General features: G+C 63.0%; 17 protein-coding genes. 7 read left to right on the top strand and 10 right to left on the bottom strand.

Translation table 11 applies throughout. From position 1 onward, the window contains the following. The first annotated feature begins 53 nt into the window (after positions 1-53). Both VN461_08775 and VN461_08770 read left to right on the top strand, forming a co-directional pair. Positions 54-1,463, top strand: a complete 1,410-nt coding sequence (locus VN461_08775) for a di-heme oxidoredictase family protein (GenBank protein ID HXB54862.1) — start codon at positions 54-56, stop codon at positions 1,461-1,463. Positions 1,464-2,578: 1,115 nt separating this feature from the next. After that, entirely contained in the window at positions 2,579-3,652 is a 1,074-nt protein-coding gene (locus VN461_08770; protein HXB54861.1) for a sigma-54 dependent transcriptional regulator, read from the top strand. 420 nt (positions 3,653-4,072) lie between these two features. Here the strand turns inward: VN461_08770 and VN461_08765 are convergent, their stop codons facing one another. Continuing rightward, on the bottom strand, positions 4,073-4,231 hold the full coding sequence (locus VN461_08765) for a universal stress protein (GenBank protein ID HXB54860.1): 159 nt from the start codon (positions 4,229-4,231) through the stop codon (positions 4,073-4,075). Between the two features lie 176 nt (positions 4,232-4,407). On the opposite strand from VN461_08765, the gene VN461_08760 reads away from it, so the two are divergent. The 4 genes from VN461_08760 to VN461_08745 are packed head-to-tail and all read left to right on the top strand — an operon-like array spanning position 4,408 to position 7,298. After that, the gene (locus tag VN461_08760) at positions 4,408-4,869 is read left to right on the top strand and encodes an Rrf2 family transcriptional regulator (protein HXB54859.1); all 462 of its coding nucleotides are present in this window, start codon (positions 4,408-4,410) and stop codon (positions 4,867-4,869) included. Between the two features lie 42 nt (positions 4,870-4,911). Then, positions 4,912-5,208 carry a YezD family protein gene (locus VN461_08755; protein HXB54858.1) on the top strand — a complete coding sequence of 99 codons (297 nt, stop codon included), beginning with the start codon at positions 4,912-4,914 and terminating at the stop codon, positions 5,206-5,208. A gap of 2 nt (positions 5,209-5,210) precedes the next feature. Then, complete coding sequence (locus tag VN461_08750; GenBank protein ID HXB54857.1) at positions 5,211-6,503, top strand: porin; 1,293 nt, start codon at positions 5,211-5,213, stop codon at positions 6,501-6,503. 30 nt (positions 6,504-6,533) lie between these two features. After that, the gene (locus VN461_08745; GenBank protein HXB54856.1) at positions 6,534-7,298 is read left to right on the top strand and encodes a sulfite exporter TauE/SafE family protein; all 765 of its coding nucleotides are present in this window, start codon (positions 6,534-6,536) and stop codon (positions 7,296-7,298) included. A gap of 131 nt (positions 7,299-7,429) precedes the next feature. Here VN461_08745 and VN461_08740 read toward each other — a convergent pair whose 3' ends face one another. From VN461_08740 to VN461_08725, 4 genes are all read right to left on the bottom strand, one after another. Beyond that, entirely contained in the window at positions 7,430-8,587 is a 1,158-nt protein-coding gene (locus tag VN461_08740; GenBank protein HXB54855.1) for an SLC13 family permease, read from the bottom strand. A 14-nt stretch (positions 8,588-8,601) separates the two neighbouring features. Continuing rightward, a complete protein-coding gene (locus VN461_08735; protein HXB54854.1) occupies positions 8,602-8,751 on the bottom strand; it encodes a hypothetical protein in 150 nt (49 codons plus the stop codon). Between the two features lie 475 nt (positions 8,752-9,226). Beyond that, the gene (locus tag VN461_08730; protein ID HXB54853.1) at positions 9,227-9,571 is read right to left on the bottom strand and encodes a hypothetical protein; all 345 of its coding nucleotides are present in this window, start codon (positions 9,569-9,571) and stop codon (positions 9,227-9,229) included. 344 nt (positions 9,572-9,915) lie between these two features. Beyond that, positions 9,916-12,660 carry a TonB-dependent receptor gene (locus VN461_08725; GenBank protein ID HXB54852.1) on the bottom strand — a complete coding sequence of 915 codons (2,745 nt, stop codon included), beginning with the start codon at positions 12,658-12,660 and terminating at the stop codon, positions 9,916-9,918. Between the two features lie 365 nt (positions 12,661-13,025). On the opposite strand from VN461_08725, the gene VN461_08720 reads away from it, so the two are divergent. Then, a complete protein-coding gene (locus VN461_08720; protein ID HXB54851.1) occupies positions 13,026-15,449 on the top strand; it encodes a PAS domain S-box protein in 2,424 nt (807 codons plus the stop codon). Between the two features lie 398 nt (positions 15,450-15,847). Here VN461_08720 and VN461_08715 read toward each other — a convergent pair whose 3' ends face one another. From VN461_08715 to VN461_08695, 5 genes are all read right to left on the bottom strand, one after another. Beyond that, positions 15,848-16,294: a hypothetical protein gene (locus VN461_08715; GenBank protein HXB54850.1), complete on the bottom strand. Its 447-nt coding sequence runs from the start codon at positions 16,292-16,294 to the stop codon at positions 15,848-15,850. A gap of 195 nt (positions 16,295-16,489) precedes the next feature. Continuing rightward, complete coding sequence (locus VN461_08710) at positions 16,490-16,879, bottom strand: avidin/streptavidin family protein (protein HXB54849.1); 390 nt, start codon at positions 16,877-16,879, stop codon at positions 16,490-16,492. Positions 16,880-18,605: 1,726 nt separating this feature from the next. Further along, positions 18,606-19,115, bottom strand: a complete 510-nt coding sequence (locus tag VN461_08705; protein HXB54848.1) for a hypothetical protein — start codon at positions 19,113-19,115, stop codon at positions 18,606-18,608. Between the two features lie 2,108 nt (positions 19,116-21,223). After that, on the bottom strand, positions 21,224-24,637 hold the full coding sequence (locus VN461_08700; protein HXB54847.1) for a carboxypeptidase-like regulatory domain-containing protein: 3,414 nt from the start codon (positions 24,635-24,637) through the stop codon (positions 21,224-21,226). A 472-nt stretch (positions 24,638-25,109) separates the two neighbouring features. Further along, a complete protein-coding gene (locus tag VN461_08695; protein HXB54846.1) occupies positions 25,110-25,268 on the bottom strand; it encodes a hypothetical protein in 159 nt (52 codons plus the stop codon). Between the last annotated feature and the right edge of the window lie 102 nt (positions 25,269-25,370).

The raw sequence follows: 25,370 nt of genomic DNA, 5'->3' as shown, positions 1-25,370 counted from the left end.
GACTGGCCAAAAGCATCAGGATCCCCCGCGCGACCCGTTGGCTCGTGTGCGGAGTGATCCGCATCACAGGGGTGATCCCCGTCACTGTGCTCGTCGGGCTGGCCGGTAAACTAAGGCACAAGAAACGTTCTTCAGAAGCGGTCTTCAGGGCCGACCGGGCTCCCTCGATACCCCAGTGGGTCGGGGAGGCGCGGCAGCGGCGCAAAGAATTAGATCGCGGCCGCGCCCCGAAAGGCCAGCCCGCAGCGATCACTAATTTGAGAAGGCGGAACCCCATGAAAGCGAGAGCCTCCCTCGTTCTCGCCCCCATTGTCGTCATCGCGATCACCTGGACTGTGGGGCGCTCTGTTTCTGCAGGCGGCGGCCCCGAACATTTCGGGAAGCCCCTCGAGGGCCTCACCATGGATGAGCGCAAGCTCTTCCGAGACGGTCAGCAGCAATTCAACCAAGTAGAGACCGTCGCCGATGGCCTTGGCCCGACATTCAACAATGTCTCTTGTGTCGCGTGCCACTTCGCTCCGGCGGTCGGCGGCAGCAGTGGTCTGAACGAGACGCGTGCTCAACGCGTCGTTGGCGGAACCCACTTCGAACTGCCTGGCGGGTCGCTCTTCCACTCCAACGCAATAAGCCCGAACTGTCGCGAGACCGTTCCCCCGGACGCAAACGTGATCGCGCAACGCCAGACGACCCCGCTCTTTGGTGCCGGTCTTGTCGAGGCGATCCCTGACCTGCAGATCGAGGCCTACGCCGTTGAGCAGGCCCGAGACCACCCGCAGCAGGCGGGGCGAGTCAACCACGTCGTGGACGTGGCGAGCGGCGCTGTCCGCGTGGGGCGCTTCGGTTGGAAGGCGCAGCAGGCGACCCTCCTCGCCTTCAGCGGGGACGCCTACCTGAACGAGATGGGGATCACGAACCGCCTTTTCCCCATGGAGCACGCGCCCAACGGCGACCTGGCGAAGCTGGCGGCATGCGAGCCAAACACGGGTATCGAGGACAAGAACAACGACATTGACGCCTTCACAAACTTTATGCGTTTTCTCGCACCTCCGCCGCGGGTGGACGGGCGGGATCATGAAGGGGAGCACGGAAGGCCGAGGTTTGAACACGGCCAGCACGTCTTCGAGCGGGTGGGCTGCGGGGTCTGCCATCATGCCGGCTTCAGGGCCGTGAGCTCAATCGCGGCGATCAACGGCCAGAAGGTCGATGCGTTCTCTGATTTCCTGCTGCACGATGTGGAAACGGGGGACGGGATCATTCAAGGCGGCACGCCCCCGAACGCGCTACGAACGCCACCGCTGTGGGGCATTTCGGAGAGCGCACCATACCTTCACGACGGGTCAGCGGCGACAATCACCCAAGCAATCCATCGCCACGGGAATCAGGGTGCGACGGCGCGGAAGGCGTTCGAGGAGCTCTCCCACGAGGAGCAAGAAGCGCTACTGAGATTCCTCGATTCGATCTGACTGGGCGGCCCTTGGAGACGGTGGAGCCTCGACTGGCCTCAACACAGCGCGGAGGTACATCACTACAGCAAACCTGGATCAACGTGAACTCTGCAAATCGGCGGCACACCATACGCCGGGGAGCTCGGGACAGGCGCACCGGTGCCCAGGTCTCTGGCTAGCGCTGGGAGGACGTGCTCCAGTCGCGGCTGCGCGCTCCGCTCGGAATTACCGGCGTTCACCTGACTCTCGACTCGCTGTGGTCGCCCCAAAGCGTGGCGTCCTGCTTCTGTGTGAACTACCAGCATCAGTCGGAAGTACTGCCCAGGTGGCCGACTCGGCCGCCCTAACTTCGTAGCGTAGAACCGGCGGCACGCGGCCTCCACTAACGCGTCGAAGCTGTTTGCCGCCAGCACCTGATTCAGGCGCTGATAGAAGGGATGCCCAGGGCTCTTGGGCAGGTCGCCCGTCCCAGCCCACATCGTCTCCTGCGGTCGTTTTCGTTTCTTTCCCATGGCCATGCCGCCAAACTACACTACCTACCATCCAAGGCGGGTCCGTTTCAGACTGACCACGGGCTGCTAGAGACTGACATGGGGGTGTCGTGCCAAAGCGAAAAAGCATCGTCAATAATTGCGACGAGCGCGGACGGCAATGTGGCTCGACCCGATGGCAATCTCGATTGGCTGACGGAACGGCCAGCTCCAAAGGGCTTCTACGGTCTCCCGGACTTCGAGCGCTGTTTCTTGTCAGCACCTTTCGAGAGACGTGCCGCGACTAACCCTCCCGAGAACGACCCCGCCGTCCAGCTCGCAACAATCACGACCCATCAACCGAGTTCACTGTTCTCAGGCCCAAAGCTGCTTCGTGGAAGCACCATGACCCGCGAATTCGGAGCGCGGATGCACTGGCTGCCCGACTTGATCCAAGTCCGACAGGGATGTTAGTCGGCCGACAGATTCCACCGAATATGTCTCTATTGTGCGGGGTCTTTCTTGAGGCGGAACGCGCCCATAAGTTGTTCTATTGGAGTCTCTTAACACTCCGCCATCCGCCGCAAGGATCCGCGCACAGCTTTTGCTTCCTCCGAGAGCAGGGGGCCGCCCCCGTAAAGCTTAGTTCGCCGGGAGGAGGGGATGAAAACGGCTGACATCTCGTGGGTGGGGGTCGCGGCAGGAGTTGTTCTTGATGTCCTCGGCGGGCGGGCATTCTGGCGCGAGGCCCGCCCCTTGCCCAGCGCAATGACGCCCGCCACCGAACCGGTCGGGGATAGCCCGGCATGGCGCAGGGTGATGGCCATGGTAGAGGCGGCGGCCCGCACTGACTCCACCGTGCTTCTGCTCGGCGAGTCGGGGACTGGGAAGGAGCTGCTGGCCCGCCGCATCCATCGGCTAAGCGCGCGGGCCGCCGGGCCCTTTGTGCCCCTGAACTGTGCCTCCATTCCCAAGGAGCTGTGGGAGAGGGAGTTCTTTGGTCCCCACAATGACGCGTTCACAAGCGCTCCCAGTGACTGGGAGGGTCGTTTCCGCTTCGCCCATCGCGGAACCTTGCTTCTCGACGATGTGGAGGCCATGTCCGGGATGGGCCAGGCCAGACTTCTGCGGGTGATTCACGACAACGAGTTCGGCCACCTTGGCGATCGACAGCCCCGCCGGGTAGACCAGCGGATCATAGCCTTGACGAGTTGCGACCTCTCGACCGAAGTCAAGAAAGGCCGGTTCCGGGCCGACCTCTACTACCGGCTGAACGTGGCGCGAATCGACGTGCCCCCGCTCCGCGAGCGGGTGGACGACATTGGCCTCTTGGCCCGCCTTTGCGCAGAGGAGGTATCAGCCCGCCTCGGTCGGTCAGCACCCGAGCTCCGACCGGAGACCCTATCTCGACTGTCCGCCTACTCCTGGCCGGGAAACCTGCACGAGCTCCGCAGCGTGATCGAGCGCGCCCTGGTCCTCGATCCCGCCTACGGTCTCCACAACCTGGAGCCGCTCCCCGCCCCCCCCGTTCCCGCGGGTGCGGATAACGGCCACGCCAAGGGTGACCTAAACCTGCGCGGCGCCCTGAACCGTCTCGAAAGGGAGCTGCTGCTGGAGGCGCACCATCGGGCAGGTGGCGTGCGGAAGGAGGCGGCCCGGCTGCTCGGGATCGACCCCCGCAACCTCGCCTACTACCTGCGGAAGCACGGTCTGGTCGAGGGCACCCAAGGGGGCTGAAGGCGAAGAAGCGGCCCCCACCGGTGTCGCACAGCATTTAGAGCCCGGACTCCCACCGACGGGGCGCTTTTCTAGCACCAGTCCATCTGAGCCGTGATCGACTCAACTGTCGGCTCCGGAATGCTGATGTGCTCCAAGACCGCGGGCTCTGCCAGGGTATCGAAGCAGCGCCGGCGCGTCCTCTGGTTGCAGCCCGCAATTGCAGCCGCGGCAGCCCAATCGAGGGAGGCAGTGACTCGCCCTAGACGCTAACGGGCAATCTGAAGATCGCCGCCTTCGATGCCGTCGTCGGTCTCGCTCCCAGGTGGCCTCTCTCCCTCCGTGCCCTTGCGAGAGGGGACGAACCAACCACGCCCGAGAAAAGGGGCGAGATCATGGCGACGAGCATCGAGCAGGAGATCCAGAACGCCAGGTTGGCATCTAAACCCAGAAAGGAAGTGGACCTTTAAGGGCCGCGCGACAGCAGCTCGACATGCCGGTCACCTTGGCCTTGACCGCCTTCGCGAGCGTGAAAGCCTGCTTGATCGCCGCGACTGACAACTCTGATCCGTCCGTCGGAAGCAGGATTCTCTTGTACATCAGCCTTTCTTGTCAACGGTCTGGACGACGTCTGCCCTGCGGCCTGAACCGACACTGTCGCACAGCCCTTGATGTTCGGTGAGGTTCGTTTACGAGTCGGGATGATAGGCCCGCGTGGGCCCGCGTGGGCTTGACATGCGGGACCGCCCTCCCTTAGTCTATGGACTCGATAGGCTATGAAGATCTCCCATCGCGGCATCTACGCGCTCAAAGCCCTCCTACACCTGACCGAGACCCACGAGCGCGGGCTGGTGAAGATTCACGAGATCGCCGAGGAGGAGGCGATCCCCGAGAAGTTCCTGGAGGGGATCCTGGTCACCCTCAAGAACGCCAGGATCGTCACCAGCCAACGCGGGCGGGAAGGCGGCTACCGGCTTCGCCGCCCGCCCCAGGAGATCCTGCTGGGCGAGGTCATCCGGATCATGGACGGGCCCCTGGCCCCCTTCGGCGACGCCGTGGAGCTCGCCCACCGCGTGCGCACTGAGCCACGCCACGCTGGACTCTTCGATGTCTTCCTCGACGTGAGGAACGCGGCGGCGGCGATCGTCGATCATACTAGCCTGGCGGACGTGGTCGAGCGGAATCGGGGCATCCTGAAGCAGCGCAGCCGGGAGCGGTCCGGCCGCGCTCCCGCCTGAGCTTTGTCGTGAAGGAATGTCTAGTATTAAACTAGAGTCTATATGGCGAGAATAGAGACGCGACTCGACACGCTAGAAAGAGACTGGGGGCGCGTGTTGCTCGACGCCGTCGGAAGCCTGAGGTTCGGCTCTGTCGAGGTCGTGGTCCACGACGGGCAGGTCGTGCAGATCGAGACACGAGAGAAGGTCCGTTTCGACGAAGCGGGCCGCCGCCTACCGGACACCCGGGGGCGGGAGAGGAACCAGAACAGCCGGGCCCACCGAACGAACGGAGGCTTCGAGCAGCCCGATACCGGGGAAGAGAAGGAACGATGCAAGCCTCCAGGAGACGCTCGTTGACGATGGCGGCGGCAGTGGCTCTGTTTGGGCCTGGGGCCGGTTCGTGGGCGGCCGACGACGAGCTAGTGGTGCAGCCGGTCTCGACGAGAGCCGAGAAGGCCAATGCGAAAAGACCCGAAAACGAGGAGCCGAAGGACGCGCCCTCTCGGGTGGCGGCGAACGAGGATGGCTTCACGATCCAATCGGAAGATGGGAGCTTCAAGCTCAAGCTCTCCGGGCACTTGCAGGGCGACGCCCGGTTCTACGCCTCGGACCGCGGCCATCTGGGAATCAACTCGTTCTTGCTGCGCCGGGTCCGCCCCATCGTCCAGGGGACGGTCGGGCAGTACTTCGACTTCAACCTCACACCTGACTTCGCCTTGGGGCAGGCCGTAATCCAGGACGCCTTCCTCGACACGCGGTTCAGCGACGCCTTTCGGATCAAGGTTGGCAAGTTCAAGTCCCCCGTGGGTTATGAGCTTCTCGATGCGGACGCCACCCTGACAGTCGTCGAGCGGGGTCTGCCGATCGACCTGGTTCCCAACCGCGACATCGGCCTCGAGCTTCACGGCGAGCTCGGAGGGGGAGTCGTTTCCTACCAGGCCGGCGTTTTCAATGGGGCCGTCGACGGCGGCAGCCTCGATGCCGACACCAACGATGGCAAGGACTTGGAGGGACGGCTCTTCCTCGAACCCTTCAAGAACAGCTCCTCGGCCACCTTCAAAGGGCTCGGCATCGGAATCGCGGGAACGACAGGGAAGCAGCTCGGCGCGGTGCCCACGTTCAAGACAGTCGGTCAGGTCACATTCTTCTCGTACGGACAGTCGGTCACGGCGGACGGGACCCGGACGCGCGTCGCGCCCCAGGCGGCCTACGACCACGGGCCACTGCACGTCTTCGGCGAGTGGGTCAGCTCGAGGCAGAGGCTGCGAAAGTCTGCCTCAGAGACCCTCGAAGCCCGCAACACCTCGTGGCAGGCGTTTGCCGCCCTTGTCCTCACGGGCGAAAGGCTGGAGCGAGGTTGGGTCACGCCGAAGCGGAGCTTCGACCCTGCCAAAGGGGCCTTCGGCGCCGTAGCGCTCGCGGTTCGCTGCTCGCGGCTGGACGTGGACGACGCCATCTTCGCGGCAGGCTACGCTGACCCCTCCAAATCCGCCCGTAGCTCGAAGCAGTGGGGCGTCGCCATCGACTGGTACCTGACCCACAACGTCAAGTACATCGCCAGCTATGATCAGACCACGTTCATGGGCGGCGCGGCGAGCGCGAACCGCGAGGCGGAAAACGCGATCATGCTCCGCGCCCAGGTCAGCTTCTAGCCGACGGAGAAAGGAGATCCAGTGCCGTCGATGCCGTCGGTTCTTGTTGGGTTTCTCGTGGCCTTGACCATCGGCCTCACAGGTGTGGGCGGTGGCACCCTCACCGTACCCATCCTCGTGCTGTTTCTTGGGGTTCCCACGGGGGAGGCCGTAGGGACGGCCCTTGTGTTCAGTGCCTTAGTGAAGATCCCCGCGTGCGGGGTGTACCTGAGGCAGAGGAGCGTGGACTTCCCCGTGCTCCGGCGTTTGCTCCTGGGTGGGGGCCCGGGGGTGGTCCTGGGCTCCCTAGCCGTCTCGGGGCTCGAGGGGGCCGGGCTCAAGGACGTCGTTGCGGTCGTCGTGGGCGCCGTCATCACGGCCACGGCAGCTCTGGGTCTCGCCCGGTTGGCCGTGAGCACAAGCGCCCGGCGTGAGTCGGCCAACCGGTCCCGCTGGCTTCCTTGGATCACTCTGCCCATCGGGATGGAGGTGGGCTTCTCCTCCGCCGGTGCCGGCGCCCTGGGCACCCTCGTCCTCTTCTCTCTCACGTCCTTGACCACGGCCCAGGTCGTGGGCACGGATCTCATGTTCGGGTTGGCCCTCTCCACGCTCGGCGGGGGTCTACACGTGGCCCTTGGCCATTGGAGCCGGCTACTTCTCGCCGGCCTCGTAATGGGGGGCGTGCCGGGAGCCCTCCTCGGGGCGTGGCTGGGCACAGTCCTGCCCGGCCGGACTCTCCGCATGGCGCTCCTTGTCTGGCTCATCTACCTGGGATCCCAGCTCTTCTACCGCGGCGTGCTGGCCCTCGCCGGCTGAGCTGCCCGGGATAGGCCTGGTGTGAGAATTCCCGAAAGGGCCTCCCCTTGTTTTCCGTGCCAAAAGTAAGAGGAGGCCTACCTATATCCGGAAGGCCAAGCAAACCGCGACGAACGTTAGCGTAGCGAACGTCACCGGCACGCCCACGCGCGCGTGAGAGCGCCAGCCGAGCGGCACGCCACAGCGGAAGGCGGCGTCCGCCACAATGAGGTTCGCGATGCTGCCGACGATGAAGAGGTTGCCGGCAAGCGTGCTGACCAGGGCGAGCGGCCCCGCATCGCGTGCTTCGCCACGGGGAGGAGCAGCATCACGGCTGGGACGTTCGAGACGGCGTTCGAGAGGACGAGGGTGGCGACGAAAAGAGTCGGCGGTCGTTCGAAGTGGATTCCGGAGGCGGCGAGGTCGCCCACGAAGGCCGCCGGCAAGCCGGTCTGCTGGATCGCGTGGTTGACGACAAACAGCCCCGTGAAGAGGACGATGAGCTCCCAATCCACCAACCCGAGCATCTTGCGGGAATGCAGCCTTCGACTTGTCAACAGCACCCCTGCCCCAATCAGCGCCGTCACGTCTCGTGGCCAGCGAGTGAAAAGGAAAGCAACCAGAAGTGCACTGGCGACGGCGAGACCCTTCGCCGACTGCCAGCGATCGAGTGGCGTCGCGCCCTCGTCCCGGTGCTCCGGAGCACCTCCCGATTGCGCGACCATGGCCCACCGGCCCCGAGTCTGTCGCGCGATGATGGCCCACGTCGCCACGAGACTCAGCGACACCGGCATTGCAGCCTGGCTGATATAGCCGCCGAAGGAGAGTCCAAGCGTACTCCCGATCAACATGTTCTGAGGATTGCCGATGAGCGTCGCCGCAGAGCCCACGTTGGCGGCGCAAGCCAGGCCAAGCAGAAACGGGACTGGGTTGAGCGCCCGCTTGGCGCAGGCGCCAATCAGCACGGGCGCGACCGAGAGGCAGACGATGTCATTGCTGAACACCGCGGAGAGTGCGGCCACGACCACGACGACAGCGCCTAGGAGCGCCGCCGACGAGAGCGGCAACTCGGCGAGCCTCACGGTCACCCACGGGTAGAACCCGCCGAGCCGGAGTTGCGCTGAAATGACCATGAACGAGAAGAGCAGGACTACTGTAGGCAAATGGACGGACCGGGCGGCTTGCTCCGGACTCACTGCCTCGATCCCGATCAGGACAATGGCGCCCAGGAGCGCGACGCCAGTGCGATCGAGCTGGAGGAAGGGCAGCCCCCCGAGGATCATGCCAAGGTAGACGAGAAAGAAGACCACGACGATTACGCTGGTCATGGAACATGCTCGACGTCGTTGACCGTCGCGGCGACCGGCCCGTCACTCGCTACGTGTACGACGTTCACGCCGCCGTTCGCATCGCTCACGTCGCCAAAGGCATGCAGCGACGCCTGCATGGATTTCATCAGGAAGAACCGGTTCACTGTCCCCCTCATGCTGCCACACATCCGACAGCGGGGGCGAGACCCGCCGGCACCCGGCCTCAACCCCCCCCCGTCTAATGCAGGGCCCACGCCCAGCTTGTCGTTGACCGCCACGTGGAGCTCTTGCTTCCCTCCCAGGTAGCGTTCGGTCGTCTGGACGGAGGCATGCCCCAGCAAGAACTGAATCTGCTTGAGGGCCCCGCCGGAGAGCCGGCAGAGTTTGGCGCAGGTACGACGGATGTCGCCCGGCAGTTGAAACCCGGACTGCCTGTTCGATTAGCCTCAGCAGTCTTCCGGGATTTGACTGCCATCGCCACAGCAGCCAAAACCCGGACTGTGGCAGCATAATCCCGGACCAAGTGTCGCTCTAACTTCGTCCGGGATTCAAATGGCACACTGACACCTCAGGCTGCCATACGGCCTCAATTGCTGATCTCTATGCGTTCGCTGAGTCCGCGTTTTAGCTGCCACTACCCTATTTCAGTCCGGGTTTTAGCTGCCAGAAAACTGCCCTACGGGACGGAGTCCGGGTTTTGGGTGCCGTGCGACACGAGAGCTCAAGACCGAGGGCCGCGGCGTACTCCACCACGATGCCGAGGACGGCCGTGGTGGAGAGCCCCTCCCCCACCACACTCCCCCACCGGCTGACGGCCCGGAAAATGCGGCCTTCTGTGATCCCGGCGGCCTGGAGCCAGGCCTGGAGGGCCTTCTCGACCCAGTCCGGGACTGGGATCGTCCGGATCCGACCACCCTTCCCGGAGAGGTCCACGAAGGCCGCCCGGCCATCGCGCTGCTGGAGGTCCGCGACCGTAAGGCCCACGAGCTCGCCGGCGGCGGAGGGCGCAACCGATGAGGACGACCAGGATGGCCCGGTCGCGCTTGCCTTTGACGCTAGACGGGTCCGGCGCCCGGCGCCTGAAGGAGGGGGTCGCCTCCTCCCCGGTCGCTCACTTCCCCACCCAGAGCCCCAGGCGCCTCACACCTCGGACGCGGGCGATCCCGGCGGCCACCGTCGGGTCCATCCACCCGTTCTCAGCGGCCTCGGTTGGGAGTCTTCGCAAGGAGGGCGAGGCGGAGGTTAATGCTCGCTGCGCGTTGACAGCGGTATGCTACCGCGCCCCGGCCATGCAGCGCCGGTGGTCAACTCCAAGACGTGCCGCTTTTTCAGAAATCTACTCGTAGGCCAATCTGAAGCCGCCGTGGCGGCGACGCCTCACTTGGTTGCCCGAACTGCGCAGAGGAAACGTCGTCCACGAACGCGCTGAAGTTCCGGCGGTTAAGGACGTTAAAGACCTCAAGAAAGAGCCTCGCTGCAACACGGTTCGTGATCCGAGTGCGGCGGCCCACCCGAATGTCCCATGATACGAAGCTGTCTCCGCGCCGCTGATTGCGCGGCTCGTAGCGCGTGAACAGAGGAAGCGGCGCGCTCGTCGTGGCGGAATAGGGAGGGGCGCTGCGCGCGGTGAGGATACTCGATACCTCGAAGCCCAGCGGTAGGCTCGTATCGCCGCGCACCACCACGGTATGACTGATGTCGGTGTCGCAGGGCCCCGTGTCCAGGGCGAGGTTGTACGGGTTGGTAGCCGTGTTCCTGCTCAGGGTGCTGGAGGTATTGTCCTCACATTTCGCCAGGGTGTATGAGACACCTCCATAGCCGCGGGGCAGGCGCCAGTCGTAGCCCACGGCCACGGCTCGATAGCTCCCTTCCGCTAGGCTGCCGGCAAAGGTCTTTGAACCAAAGTGGGGATCGATCACCGTCCCCTGCGGCGAGAGATTTTCCTCTCGCCAAACGAGCAGAGACTTCACCTTCGAATAGATGAAGTCGACCGAGATTGCCATGCTGCGTGTGAGCCCGCGGGAGGCGCCGAGGACAAGCTGACGGTTCTCAGGAGCCGTAAAGTCGGAGTCGATCCCATTGACACTTCTGGCTAGGCCTCGAGCCGAAATGGCCCGGAGGTCTGGGGCCCTCCCCTGCGCGAAGGCGTCGGCTAGGAACTGGCGTAGCCGCGCCGCTGACCCCATAGGATCCTGCGGGTCGTAGAACGGGTTGAAGAGGCCTCTGAACGCAGGATTCCAGTTGAGGATCACGGCGCGGTCCAGGAGCAGGTTGTTGACTATGAAAACGTTCGCAAGGTTAGTGTGTTCGCTGTCGTGGAAAAAGCCCCCGCTCACGCGCACCACGGTCCTGGATTGCCGATCCAAAGACCAAGCGACTCCGAGGCGGGGCGAGAGCGTGCTCAGCCGCTTTGCCCCCGAGATCGTGAGACTGTCGTCGGTGTCGTAGCGGATGCCGTAGTTCAACACCACTCGGGGTCCAATACGCCAACTGTCTTGCCCGAACGCACCGAACAAGTTCGCATGCTCGTCCCAGGTCGTGCCCCCGTCCACGATGACGAACTGCAACGGATGGGTACTCGCATCGGAAGGATTGAAGGGCCGATCTGTGGTGAAGCGATACTGGCCGTCCCTGAAGTTCCGAAAGTTGCCGAAGTAGCGGACACTGCTATAGCTAGCGCCGAACTTGGCGGTATGAGCCCCACGCACGAGCGAAAGGTTGTCCACGAACTGGCTCCAGTCCTCTCCAATAAGGCCGTAGTTCACGGGCGCACCCAGCTGACCGCTGGGCCTTAGGATCTCGAAGGTCTGGCCAGCGTTGACCTTTCCTTCCGGGTGTGCGCGGTTGAAAACACCGCGGAGCTCGTTCGTGGTCTCAGCGTTGAGGATGTGGGTCCAGGCACCCGCGATCCCCCAGTAGTGATTGTCGCTCGAGCGCCCGTGCTCCACCGTCGAGAGCCCTCCGACATCAGAGTTGAAGTCGTTCGAGTCCTCTCGGTTGTAGCGCCAGTTGAAGGAATTCGTCGTGCTGGGTTGCCAGTCCAGCTTGGCTATATAGAGCTTGCGGTCGCTGCCCGCGGGCGCGAGGCAATTCCCCGTCCCCGAGTCGCGCCTGGCAGGCGGCAAGCAGACTTCGAGAGGCGATGTGACGATCGCCTCCCGATCCGAGTTCAGGTACTCGAAGCCCACAAAGAAGAAGGCTCTCTCCCTCTTGATCGGGCCGCTCAGGTAGCCCCCAGGACGCTGCTCTGAGAGTTTCGCCTTTGATTGCGTCAGGGCGGGTGTGGCGTCGAGCCCATCGTCGCGGATGTAGGCGAAAGCCCTCCCGTGGAAGTCGTTCGCGCCCGAGCGCGTCACAACGTTGATCACGCCTCCAGAGGCGTTGCCGAACTCTGCCGCGTACGCGGCTGTGGAAACTCGGAACTCGTCGATCCAATCTTGCGAGAAGGAGATCAGTTGGTCGCCTTGCCCTGAACTGCGGTCCGTAACGCCGTCAACCAGGATGTTGTTGTTGAAGCCGCGCTGTCCTGCGATAGAGAGTCCAGACGCCTTGAGATCCTGCTGGACCGTGGGCGCCAACAAGGCGAGGGAGCTGAAGGTGCGGTCGACTACGGGGAGCTCATCCACTTCGGCGCGCTGGATGACCTGTCCCATCTCGCTCTTCGTGGTCTCCACGAGCGGCGTCGTGGCAGCGCTCACCAAGACCTCTTCCTCCACCCCGACCAAGTTGAGCTTGAAATTCACAGTCGTGGTCGTGCCCACGAACAACTCCTGACCCTTGACCGTGACTTGCCGCATGCCCGCCTGACTCACCGTGATTTCGTAGACCCCGGGGGGCAGATTCTCGAGCACGTAGTGGCCGTCGCGGCCGCTCGTGGTCGAGCGGTCGAGGCCGGTCGCGGAGTGACGCGCGGCCACCCGGGCACCGTCGACGCCGGCGTCCGCAGCGTCGGTGATCGCACCTACGACAGCCGCGAAGCGTGTCTGCGCCGTAACCTCACCGGAGACGGCCGCGATAAGGGGCAGCAGGGGCAGGAGTCGGAACACACGGTCTTCAAGAACGGACCGCATCATGGACCCCGCCTTGCGTAGCCGTGCAGCACTTGACCGACTCCAAAGTGGATTGCCGCACCGCTCGCATAGTTCGGCGGTGGGTCCGTCTGGACCTCCCAAGCGGCGTTGCTCCTGCTTTTTCCGCCACCGAGGATTTGCTTCTCCGATTACGTATACAGGGACTATGCGCCGCACTGATTACGGGGTCAAGGGGAGCTTTCGAGCGGATCAGTTAAGTGACCTGCCAAAAGTACAGTTGGGAAAGTCTGGACACTGGTGGACTCCACGATTAACTCGTGTAGACTATATGCACTTACTGAAGAGTCCCTCTTTGTATCCGGTCTTGCCTGGTTGGTCCGGTCCTGTGCGCTCGGTGTCAAGTCGTGGTGCTCACAAGCGACGGCCTTCGGGACGTTGATGCCCCTCGGGGGCGCGGAGGGAGCCTGCTGCGGGCGATCACTGGAGCCCGTTGGCTCCCGCTGATCCTCGCACTGGCCGGTCTCTCAGCTGCCATTCTGCTCTGGCGCACGCTCCTCCAGCTCGAAAGGAATCAGCTCAGTGTCCTGAGCGAGGCGCAGGCGCGGAGTGCGTCCAACGACCTTCAGAAGGGGTTTCAGGCCGTCACTCAAAGCTTCAGCGGCTTGGCCCAGCGCCACGGGGCGGCAGCCCTTCGGGGAGGACCGTTCCATTTGGAGTTCACCGGCCTCGAGGCCACCGCGTTGGTCGAGTCTTCCGGCAAGGTCCGAAGCGTCGACCCTCCCACCGGGAACCACGACCTGGCCAACGCCGATCTCACGGCGCGCGAGGCCGATCGCCCGGCCCTCATCAAGGCCCGCGAGAGCAGTAGGCCTGCGGTGACCCACTCGATCGTCCTACCCGGAGGCTCCCCGGGCTTCTATTTGGTGGTGCCCATATCCGACGGAAGCCAGTTGAGCGGATTCATCGTCGCTGCCATATCCGAGCGCACAATCGACAGCGTGGTGCTCGAGCGCGAGCAACCCCCCGCATGGACCGTCGCTGTCTTTGAAGATGACCGCGAACTCTACCGGACGGGCACTCCAGTCCCAGGACGATGGCTGGCGGAGTCGACGTTCAGAATCGTCGACACCGAGCGGCGTCTGCGTGTGTGGCCCAGCCCCGAGCTGATCGCACGCCTTCATAGCCCACTTCCGGGGGTTGTCCTGGCGACAGGCTTGGTCATCTCGCTACTCCTCGCCGCCTCCGCCGCTCTCGCCCAGTCGGCTTCGCGGCGGGCTCTGGAGGCGGAACGCGCCCAGGGCGCCCTGCAGAAGAGCGAGACCAGGATGCAGTCCGTCCTCGACGCAGCCCTGGACGCGGTCATCATGATGGACGAGCACGGTCGCGTGGTGTCATGGAACCCCCGCGCTGAAGCTGTCTTTGGGTGGTCGCGCGACGAAGCCGTCGACCGCCTCCTCGCGGAACTGATCATTCCGCCTCGGTATCGCGACGCCCACGCAGAAGGCCTCACGCGATTCCTGGCGACCGGCGAAGGCCCCGTCATCGGCCACCGGATCGAACTGAGCGCCCTCCGCCGTGACGGCTCGGAGTTCCCCGTCGAGCTGACAGTTACAGCGATTAGGGAGGGCAAGGCACATATCTTCAATGCTTTCGTCGCGGACATCACGGAACGAAAGCGCCTCGAAACCCTGCTCGTTCAGTCACAGAAGATGGAGTCTGTGGGGCGGCTCGCGGGTGGCGTCGCCCACGACTTTAACAACCTTCTGGGAGTCATTACCGGGTACGGAGACCTGCTCAAGCAGCGGATCTCCGACCAACCCCACTTGCAAAGGTACGTGAACGACATTCTCAAGGCCGCCGACCGTGCCGCGGGGCTAACCCGCCAGCTCCTCGCCTTCAGTCGCCAGCAGCTCCTGCAGCCGCGGGTTCTCGACTTGAACGCGGTGGTCGCCGAGATGGAGAAGATGCTGCGGCGCCTGATTGGTGAGGACGTTCAGCTCGTCACCGTCTTCGAGGACCGGCTTGGACGGGTGAAGGCCGACCCGGGCCAAATGGAGCAGGTTCTCATGAACCTGGCCGTGAACGCGCGGGACGCTATGCCTAAGGGAGGCCGGCTCACGATCGAGACGGCCAACGTCGAGCTAGACGCTGCCTATGCCCGATCCCGTCCCGGGGTCGAACCCGGGCCCCACGTGATGCTGGCCGTCAGCGACACTGGCCACGGCATTGACCCGGAGGTTCTCGGTCACATCTTCGAACCCTTCTTCACGACCAAGGAGACGGGTAAGGGGACAGGGCTGGGTCTGGCGACCGTCCATGGCATCGTGAAGCAGAGCGGAGGCCACATATTCGTTTATAGCGAGTCGGATCACGGGACGACATTCAAGGTCTACCTGCCTCGCCAGGAGGAGGCGGAGCAGGCCATGGAGGCCCCCCCCACATCCGAGGCTGAGCTGCCGCAGGGCTCGGAGACGGTCCTGCTGGTAGAGGATGAGGAGTCACTGCGGAGCCTCGTCCGAGAGTATCTGGAAGCAAGCGGTTACACGGTCATCGAAGCGCATCAGGCCTGGCACGCGCTCGAGACCGCAGAAGGGCACTCCGCCCCCATCCACCTCCTCATAACGGACGTGGTGATGCCGGGCATGAGCGGAAGGGATCTGGCCGAGCGCCTAGCCGCATCTCACACCGAGACGAGAGTGCTTTTCATGTCCGGCTACACCGACGATGCCGTTGTCCGCCACGGTGTCCTGGCTGCAGACGTAGCCTTTCTACAGAAGCCCTTCACCGGCGAAGCCCTAATGCGGAAAGTGCGAGAGGTGCTCGACCGTTAAGGGGTACACCGCTCTGCGGCAAGTGGGCCGCGACGAGCGCCGAGAAGGCGATCGTCGGCTAGCTCTGCTACAGGATCTGGGAACTGCCCCGACGACATGCGCCGTCCGTTGCTCGTACCCACCCGAGCACGCCCGGGCGGGAAGCCAGTTGAGCCATCTTACTTACGGGAAGGAACGCGCAGGACTTCGGTCATATCTTTTCCCGGAAGGTTCGAGCTGGCGGATGAGAATGGTCTCGAGTTCGCGGGCGACCAGCTCGCGTGCGCCGCGATACCGTCCTTGAAGGAAGGCGACGTAGGTCCCTCAACCATCTGGGTCGCAGCCCTGGCCTCGAACTCCTCCCAAAGGGCGTGGAACGTCTTGTTCCGGACCAGCGTGCAGGTTGGGCAGCCGTCACTCTACGAACAAGTAGTGTAAAGCGTGTAGTGATCCTCGAGCGGCACGCCAAGTACCCGCTCCGAGATGTTCATCATCTCTCGAAAGTCCCGACAGAGATCCTGCTTCATCTGGTTCATGCGCTGCTGGAGTCTGACCTGCTCATCCACAGAGAGATTGGGAAGCTGCGCATACAGGCCATTGAACTGCCCCCAGAGGGAGTTCACCCTCGCTCGGAGGGCTTCAAATCGCGGACCGTCCCATTCATTCAGCTTGAGCTGGTCCGGCTGCACGCGCTCCTTAACCTCGCCATCCCGCAAGATAACCAGGGCGCCGCCTTCTTGTTTGGCCTCGACGCGGTAAGGGCGTTCGTCACCTTTCCTCGCCTTCCGCACTAGGTCAACAAATTTGTCCACGAGCCCCAGACCGGCAGCGATTGCCGACATCGCTGTCACGGGATCCACAATCATACGGCCTCCTTCCTGTCTCGAGTTGCGAGAGCTACCCTGTGCGTCATACGGGGCATGTTGCGCTCTCTGGTCCCCAATGCGGGTGTGCAGGGTCCAGAACATCCGCCGAGCTGGACGACGGGAAGAGCAGATGCTAGGCGGGCAGAGCAAGTCCCCCCCCGGGGCTGCTGCTCGGTTCACACACAAGTCACCTCGTCAACGCGTAAACTCGTCGGCACCCGCCATGACCGTCTTCCACTGCTCTTCAGGGTCCGTCTCGTTCGGAACAGTCAGAATCAGGTGCCACAAGGTGAGGATCTGGGGCTGCCCATTGTTGATTACGCCGTGTCCCACCCACGCGGTAATCGCTTCTTCCCAATTGACGGTGAAACTGATCAGGTCTCCCGCGACTGTTCCACGAAGCGGAAACGGGGGCGTCGGCCCTCCGGCATCGCTCACCGCACTGACATAAGTGCCGGTGACGTCTTCGCCGTTAATGCTCAGGTCCATGTAGGACCCTAGTTCATTTACCCAATGGCCCTTGAAGTCGAAGGCGGCCGGAGCGACCTTCTTGGTGTTCACAACTGCAAACTCGGCGTGCTTCATAGAATTCCTCCTCTCCGGGCAGTTCGCGAGTTCATCACTCAGCGCAAGTTCACCTACGTCGCCACCGGCTCTGTCTCGGTAAACTGCTGAGAATCCGGTAGCTGATCGATTCGGCGCAGTGAGTATCGCGGTTCTCCCGTGGATCGATTGATAGCTAGATCCGCATGCTGTTCAAGGAGCTCACTGCATGGGGCACAGTCCTGCTCTGCACACCAGGGGTTCCCGTGCAGTCCATGATGGTGGTCCGATTTCCTAGACCCGTGAACGGTGGAGGGGGAGGAACGTCACGGCTGCCCTTCTTCTAGCCTTTGCGATTGTCGGAGCGGACTCTAGGCTGCATGCGGGGCGTTAGTCAAGCGTTTTCTGTTGCCATGGGACGAGCAACTGTGCGCGTTTGGCGCGAACTCGTCGTGCTCCGGTTACAAATTCGTTCTCTGGCGTCACGTAGCGGTCGACATGCCTGCCTGCTTGGTGACGCTGGGCCGACCCAAGTCCAAGGGAAGCTTGTCGTTCACGGCCACCTGAAGATCCTGCTTCCCCGGCGAGGTAGCGCTCGGTCGTTTGGACGGAGGCGTGCCCCAGAAGGAATTGGATTTGCTCAAGGGCGCCGCCGGAAACCCGGCAGAGTCGCGCGCAGGTCCGGTGCAGAGCGTGGGGCGAGAGCTCCAGATCGAGGCCGGACGCGTACTCGGCCACGATCCCGAGGACGGCCGTGGTGGAGAGCTTCTCCCCCACTACACTCCCCCACCGGGTGACGGCCCGGAAGATCCGGCCCTCGGTGATCCCGGCCGCCTGCAGCCACGCCCGAAGGGCGCTATCGACCCAGTCGGGGACGCGGACCTCCGAATCCGACCGCCCTTGCCGGAGATATCGACGAACACCGCCCGGCCGTCCCGCTGTTGGAGGTCGGGGACGGTGAGGCCGGCGAGCTCGCCCCGGCGGAGCGCGCAGCCGCTGGAGGGAGCGAGGCCGAGGGATTCCATGTTGGACCGGAATTCCTGGAGGGACGCACGGGTGAAGGGACGGGGCCCGAGGAAGGCCAGGAAGTTGTCGAGGGCTTTCGAGTAGGCCCTCCGGGAATGGCCGACGACACGCTGTCCAGCACTAAGGCCCTTGTGAACTCGAATGGCGAGGCCGGCCGACGTCCGCTCTACGCCCTCCAGGACCAGCCGCGTCGGCGCGGGCAGCGTAAGCTTCAGTGCATCAGTAGCTTGCCCCATCGCATACGCTTAGCATGAACACAGAGAGTGCGGAAGAACCCTTTACCCCCGAACTGACCATCCTCTTAGTTTCAACGACATTCCACACGTTAGCTACAAACCGGTTTGTACTTAACGCCCGGACTTTTGCACCTTAACCCCGGACGCTTCGCGCGCGAAATCGCATCCGGGGTTTTGGTACAAGAATCAACCGCACGGTCGGTAAACACACGACTTCCAGGCGGCGATCTGTTCGGGGTTTATGTACATTGCCCTTCTCCCAGTCCGCACCTTAAGTACAAGAAGAGGGGTTCAACCCTCTCAGTCCGGGGTCTTCGTGCAGCTCGACATCTGGTATCGCGGCAGGTTGCTGAGCGTTGGCAGCCGGACCGAGGGCGGTAGCGAACGTAAAGATCACGTGTCGCACGGAAGTTGAACCCCGGGCTGCCTTAAGACTCTGGCAGGCTCCTCGCCGAAATCCTATCATTGCAGAATTGGCGGTAGTTATTCGAGCTCGGACCGTATCCTCATGGTTTATCGCTGGTTCGTTTCTGCTCCGTAATCCAGTTCACTTCCCAAGTCTTGCCTTCATCCTCGGAATAGGACTGCTCAAAGTGGGGCGACTCGGTGTTTAGCCTCGTCCACTCGAATCGAACCAGGATGGGTTTGCCATTGAGCGTATCGCGCGCCAAGAACTCCCCACGCCCATTCTTAAATTCGCCGACCTGCGGCGGGTCGAAAACACCCGATTTGCGACTCGTCCAGTAGAGTCGCCACTGGTGCGAATCGGCGGTGTACATGCGAACGACAAAACCTTCGATGTGTCCATTTGGTCCGTCGAATGCGGCCTGGTCGATTTCTGCGCCGTCCCAGATCCTCCGGCAGATACCTGTGCCCTCATACTCTACCCAGCTGTTCGATCCAGTGAGGGGATGCGGCCTGCGCTTCAAGTGATACGTCCAGTGGCCTACAAGCGGGTCGAAGTCATGCAACCCGTCGTGCTCGGCAGCTTTTTCTTGCGTCGCAGGGTTTGCCACGCCAGAATCGGTTTGAGCCGACAAACAACAAACTGAAGCGAGTACACCGAGTAGGAAGGACGTCGAACCGCGCCCAACTCGAATCAACCGTCGTGATGCGATCATCTTTATTTCCCTTCGAACACTCGCTTGGGAGCCGATTCCTGAATGCTGAATCGGCTAGCTGCGCTTGCTGAGAATCGCTCCAAAGAAAGAATACGTGCTTCACAGCCTCGACCGCCACGGTCGCACAGCCCTTGAATCCCGGACTGTCTCTTTCTTTGTTTTCAGTGCCTTTCCGGGATTTGACTGCCATCGCCACGGCAGGAGGGTCGCCCGTTTGCAATCACGCCGCGGGCGCATAGTGGAGGTTTTTTCTTGACAACTCTTTTCTCAGGAGCTCGACAGCGACACGAGCCCTTCTGGTCCCAGACTGACCGACAGCCTCGTTGTCGATTTTGCGACTTCGCAGCGATCCCGTATTCCCGCTATCCGCGTTTTGTGCTTGACTAGGCCCGTCGTCCTATGCTACAGGCTCTCAGGTTCCCCCTCCAGCAAGGGCGTCTGCTCGGGCTCAGGTGCTTGCAACCCGATGAAAACGTTACTGTTTCACCGTGAAATGAGGTTTGGAGACGAATCCCGAGGAGCTACAGAGCGCCCTCAGGGCTTGTGGATCAATCATTTCCACACCTTGACTCAATTGCAAAACCCGGGCGCCAGAATGGGTCGCGGCACAGCGGTTCTGTGCTTTAGGCAAGGTACACCACAGCTATTACCGAGGGAGAGACCATGGGCACAAGGATTGTGAAGTTCTGCATCGTGTTGCTGCTGTTGGTCGGGCTAGAAGGCCGTCCAAGCCTTGCTCAAAAAGCCATCTCAGCACGTCCCGAGGGTCGAGTCTCGTTCGAGTACGGTATGCTCTCGAAGGGGCAGCTGCCTTCATCGAGCAGCGCCCATAGGGCAAGCCACACAGGTCCAAGTCCCGACGGACCTTGTCAGTGCTATGGCCAATACGATACTGGCTTAGCCTATGGGTGTACTACCGGGACCTGCACCGACGTCACTAATGGGTTGTCCCAAGTATTGAATCAGTATGTGACCTGCTCACCAGGGCACCCCTGCCAGGTGAATTACATCCACGGTTCATGCTACTACGACTCATACGGCAACATATGCGTCAACGGCTACAAGACGTGGGGCTGCTACTTCTGCGACTGATCTTTCGCACCGCCGGTCGATCATGACACAGTGATTTCGGCTGCTTGAGAGATACGCGTTCGCATGAACCACGCTGTTGATCATTGCACCGAGTTCTGTGTGCCGCCGGACTCATGGGATTTCTTATGCTTAACCAAGAGTGCTGTGGGATAGCATTTCTGTGAGGGGCCAGCGTGTAGCTTGACCGGCCTTTCGGTCTGGAGGGTGACAAATGAGGAGGTCCTTTATCCCAGGGGCAAGTGTCATGCTCCTGGCCTCGTGCGGTTACGGGCCAACAGGGCCACGGCCAACGGGTGGAGACTCGCTGACACTCGTAACCATCAGCCCACCGCTCGGAACCACACTCCAACGCGGTCAGACGATCACGCTCACGGCGACTCTTTCCTATAGCTTGGCTTCTGCCGATTCGGGGGCTGTTCAGTTCGGCGTTGAGGACCAAGCTCTGAACCAACTGTCAACTGGAGGCACTGAACCAATCGCTTCCGTCTCCAAGGGAAGTGGTCAGGTGACACTGTCTCGGTTGATCGCCCTACCGCAGACAGGGATCTCCAGTTTGACTCTTTCCTTCGACTTGCTACCACCAGGCCCCACGAACTCACAGAAGGAAACCACGCCCCCTTTGTCCTTGTTCGTTTTTTATGACGCCTATACAGTGCGCCCCGCCGACTGATGTCGGCGAACAGGGAAGCTCAGGGGCCACTCCTTGTCCGCCCAGGCAAGGTTGGCTAACCGTCCTCGCTCCGCGCGTTAGAGTGGGTAGCCCACCATGGCCGATCTGAGCAGGAGGCCACGACCCCGAGCCGGCCAGGAGGGCCACGCTAGCGAACGCAACAAGACTTCTCTCTCGCCAGTACGTATCCCGGTGCCTCTGGCTCCCTGTGGACGAGCGTTATTCCGTGGCAGGGCGATTCTCAGAGCTTTCCTCCAACGCGCTCGGCCAGCGCGACCTGACTGCTGGCGACGGTGCCGGGGCTGACGTCCACGTTAGCTCTCCCCTCGAGCCTGTCCTTGGTGATGAGGACTTCCACGGCTCCCGCCGGGGCCACGATCTCGGTCATGCCCTGCGCGTCAGTCCACCGGGCGTCCGTTTGCACGATCACTCCATCGACTTGTGCCACGCGCGCAACGGCCCCCTCTAACGGCTTGCCAGCCGGGCCCACGACCTGAATGCGGACACGCCCGCCGGGCCGCAGGGTTAGGACTAATTCTGTCTCCCCGGGCGTCACACCGCCCCGAACCGCGAATGAGCCAAGGTCCGAGCGGGCGACCACACTGTGAGGCGCCAGACTCAGACCTTCGATCTTGAAATGACCGTCGGGCGGCGTCTGGGCGAAGCCCGAGGAACCGGGACCCTCTTCCGGTGCCGCGGTGACGATGACGCCACCGACTCCACGACCCCCGGCGTCTACAACCTTGCCGGAAAGCGTCAGGCCGCGCGACAGCGCCAACCTGACCTCGGGCGCCCCGTCCGCCTGGACCGAGACCTCCGTCTGGGCTTGACCGTACCCTTGCTCTCCTGCCGCAGCCCCCACCTGGTACTCCCCGGGATCGAGCTCCAGAAGGAAGCGGCCGTCCGGTCCAGTGTCACCAGCTGCCCCGCCCACACCGGCCGCCGGCCTTTGGGGACTCGCGAAGACACTGGCATGGGCAATGGGCTGGTCCGTCTCTTTGTCCAGAACAATTCCTGCGATCGGCGCGGCGGCGTAGTTGAGTTCGAGCACGTACGCATCCACGTCGGGGATCTCCACGGTACGCATGGGGAAGCCCACTCTGCCGTCGAGTGTCGCTACCGTGACACCTGCCTTACCCGACTGGTCGATCAAGAGCTCGTAGCTCCCATCCTCCTGGCTCACCGCAGTCAGATATGCCGGCCCCTCCGCGGGCGCGGAAACGTCAGCCCCCGCGCTGAACAAGAGGATCGCGGAGGAGTTGCGTTGGGCACGGAAGGTTACCCGCATCCCTGGGGCGGGCGCGCCCGCGCGCGTGACGCGCCCCGAGACCAGGATTTCCTGGGAGACGAACTCGACAAGTGTGGTGTCTCCCTCGTGAACATCAACCTCTTGCGTCTGCTCGCTGCTGAAGCGACCGGCGGAGCCCATCATAACCATGACCCGAGCCCGACCCACTGGCGTGTGCGCAAAGGAAAACGATCCATCCCTCCGCGTAGCCACTATCTTCGGACCCGTGGAGAGGGCGTCCCCGCCGGGCTCGAGAGGCGCAAGCTGTACCATCGCGCCGGGCACCCCTGTGCCATCTCGTTTCCGCAGCGAGCCTTCGATACGCCCGCCGTGCGACAGCACGATTTTCACTTCCGCAGGACCCTTTGCGGGGTCCACTTCGACCCCCCACACGCGCCCTTCCGCAAAGTCTGGATGGCTGGCAGTTACGCTTACCGTGTCCACGGGGGCGCCCTTAATCTCGAAGCCCCCGGCCGTGTCAGTAATCGGCAGCGGGCCTATTCCGAAGGCAAGGAGGTCGCGACCCGACCCTCGCACCGTGATGGCAGCGCCCGGGATGGGCGTACCGCCCACATCGACGACGATACCTCGTATGGTCCCGCCCGCGACGAGGCGGATCCGGCCGACGTCGGTCAGGCCACCCTGCGTCACCTTGACGCCGGATGCAGTTCCCATCACGCGCTCCGGGGCACTGACGGAGAGAACGTAGGTCCCCTCCGCCAAATCCTCCAACGTGAACCGTCCGTCCGGGCTGGCCACGTTCCTGGAGGGGGCGGGTCCTCCGAGCAGGACAGCGCCCACTTCGGCGGCCGTGCTGCGTACGGACACGCGGAAGGCCTCAATGGGGCGGCCGGTCTCGTCGATCACCTCGCCCACGATCGAGCCCGCCGGCCGCAAGATCACTTCCAGCCTTTCGGCACCGACTTCTACCGAGCGCTCAACCTGACCATACCCTGGCGCAACAATAGAGACGCGGTAGGTCCCGGGATTCAAACCGGCCAAGACGAACGAGCCATCAGCTTCTGAGCGTGTCTCCACTTTCTGCTCGAACAGTGGCCATGGCTGGAAGGCCTGGATAGAAGCATCCACCACGAGTTGGCCAGATCTGTCCTTCACCCGCCCCCGGATCGCCAGCCCTGTCTCAAGCAGGATGTCGCCCAGGTCGACCCCGCGTGCCTCGCTGACATGCGCCTCGACGCGCTTGGGGGCGAAACCGCGGGTGGTGATAGTCAAAGCATGTTCGCCGGGAGGTATGGGCCCGAGTCGAAAGCGGCCGTCGGAATCGGCTTCGGCGCTCAGCACGTCGTCCAGTGCGCTTGGCGGGTCCCTACCGTCGAGACGGACTACACGGATGCGTCCGCGGGCGGGCCGGGCCGCCCCGTCCAGGAGCCGGCCTGTGATCGGCACGCCGCGGCCTAAAATGACGTCTGTCTGTGCATCGACTTGCCCAGCAACAGTGATGTCATTGACGACCGTGGGGGCGAATTTCTGGTGGCGGACCACCAGACGATAGGTCCCCGGTTCCAGGCCGAGAAGCTCAAATCGACCCTTAGCGTCCGTCACCTCCGCGGGGGTATGCCCTCCCACACGCGGTGGTTCGGGCTCGGTTGACACCAGCGCACCTATCACGGGACGGTTGCCGCTATCCCAGATGGTGCCAGACACGGACGACCCTGGGAATAGGTAGAGGTCGACGGTGATGCCAAGCTTGAAGCATGTCCGCCACGCGCGGCTGTAGCCCCGGGCGCTAGCCGTTACCGTTTGCAGACCCACGGCCAAGCCCTCTAATCGGAACTTCCCGAAAGCGTCTGCAATTGTCTGAACAATGCCCGCGTGGGGAACCCAGGGCAGCGACAAGGCGCGGTTGTCGCGCCCCTCTACGCGCGCCCAGCGAACCGGTAGGCCTGTGGAACCGTCGCGCACTGTTCCCTGGAGGACGCCGCCTTTTTGCAGCGCGACCACGAGCCGCGAACCCGGTCGGACTCTCTCAAGCGTGCGACCCGCCAAGCCCGGTGCTTCAATACGCACCGTATATGGGCCGCGGCTCTTCAGAGAAAGCCGGAATGCGCCGTTGGCGTCGGTGTAGGTGCTGACAGCCGTTGCGGAGGGGTCCGAGGCAGTCTGTGCTGCAACCAAAGCCTTCTCCACAGGCTTGGTGTCGGGCCCTTCGACAACCCCTTCCAGCACAGGCGCGGGAGGAGGGGTGGCTCGCGGCACGGGCTTCTTCAGCGGTGCGGGCTGGAAGGCGGAACAAGCGAAGGCAATAAAGAGGACCACAAGAGACGATCGCAGGCGGGTACCGCTTGCCAGGCCCCAAAACACAGGACGCAGGTTATGGAGAGCTTCGTACGCGCCGTTCAGCTCCATGGTTACTGCCTCCTTCACTACCCATTTCCGGCAACGAGCCTGTGGAGTTGCCTCCGTTTCGACCGGACAGCCCTGGACGCTCCAATTGGAGCACTAGGGATACCACCATGTCTATGGATAGAACCAAGGAAACGGTTCAAGCGGTTACTTGTTCAAAGGCGCAGTTACGACTCTCCGGAGGCGGAGGGAGCCGGGAGCGAGCGCCTCGTTCGTAGCTCGAAAGTATGGTATTTCCTCGAGCCTGATCTTTCGATGGAGACTCCTGGTGAAAGATGCCGGCACCACCCCTACTCCCCCCGCCGCCACCGGGTTGGGGCGGCCCCCAATACCAAGGCCCTGGCACTATCCGGACAGCCCAATTGAATGCTGAGCGTGGCCTCCCCTTGTTTTCCGTGCCAAAGGTGGCGGAGTCGATGCACGCTGATTCCTGGTTCTTTCGAGGCTCGTTCCGGTCGCACCTAACATCCCCGGCTTAGCGGAGTCCCACCCCCAACTTGTCATTGACCGCGACTTGGAGCTCTTGCTTCCCCCCCAGGTAGCGTTCGGTCGTCTGGACGGAGGCGTGGCCCAGGAGAGATTGGATCTGCTCGAGGGCGCCTGTCGGCCTGCTGCCAAACCGGTTCTTCCGCATTGGGAGTGCTCGAGGCATGCCGCGCTTGAGACGCAACCTGCTTCGGGTCAATCGGTTGTCATGTGAACCCACGTCGCTGGCGTTCGAAGGATTCGGAAGGGG

It is taken from the genome of Vicinamibacteria bacterium, assembly GCA_035570235.1.
Taxonomy (GTDB): domain Bacteria; phylum Acidobacteriota; class Vicinamibacteria; order Fen-336; family Fen-336; genus DATMML01.
Note: the sequence above shows the minus strand (reverse complement) of the source record. Positions and strands in the feature narration are given on the sequence as shown.

Bases quoted from the DNA above. Each gene is read 5' to 3' on its own strand.
- VN461_08695 (HXB54846.1), bottom strand. From the start codon at position 25,268: ATGCGGAAGAACCGGTTTGGCAGCAGGCCGACAGGCGCCCTCGAGCAG.
- VN461_08700 (HXB54847.1), bottom strand. From the start codon at position 24,637: ATGGAGCTGAACGGCGCGTACGAAGCTCTCCATAACCTGCGTCCTGTG.
- VN461_08755 (HXB54858.1), top strand. From the start codon at position 4,912: ATGGCGAGAATAGAGACGCGACTCGACACGCTAGAAAGAGACTGGGGG.
- VN461_08745 (HXB54856.1), top strand. From the start codon at position 6,534: ATGCCGTCGGTTCTTGTTGGGTTTCTCGTGGCCTTGACCATCGGCCTC.
- VN461_08715 (HXB54850.1), bottom strand. From the start codon at position 16,294: ATGATTGTGGATCCCGTGACAGCGATGTCGGCAATCGCTGCCGGTCTG.
- VN461_08770 (HXB54861.1), top strand. From the start codon at position 2,579: ATGAAAACGGCTGACATCTCGTGGGTGGGGGTCGCGGCAGGAGTTGTT.
- VN461_08765 (HXB54860.1), bottom strand. From the start codon at position 4,231: ATGTACAAGAGAATCCTGCTTCCGACGGACGGATCAGAGTTGTCAGTC.
- VN461_08725 (HXB54852.1), bottom strand. From the start codon at position 12,660: ATGATGCGGTCCGTTCTTGAAGACCGTGTGTTCCGACTCCTGCCCCTG.
- VN461_08750 (HXB54857.1), top strand. From the start codon at position 5,211: ATGGCGGCGGCAGTGGCTCTGTTTGGGCCTGGGGCCGGTTCGTGGGCG.
- VN461_08760 (HXB54859.1), top strand. From the start codon at position 4,408: ATGAAGATCTCCCATCGCGGCATCTACGCGCTCAAAGCCCTCCTACAC.
- VN461_08710 (HXB54849.1), bottom strand. From the start codon at position 16,879: ATGAAGCACGCCGAGTTTGCAGTTGTGAACACCAAGAAGGTCGCTCCG.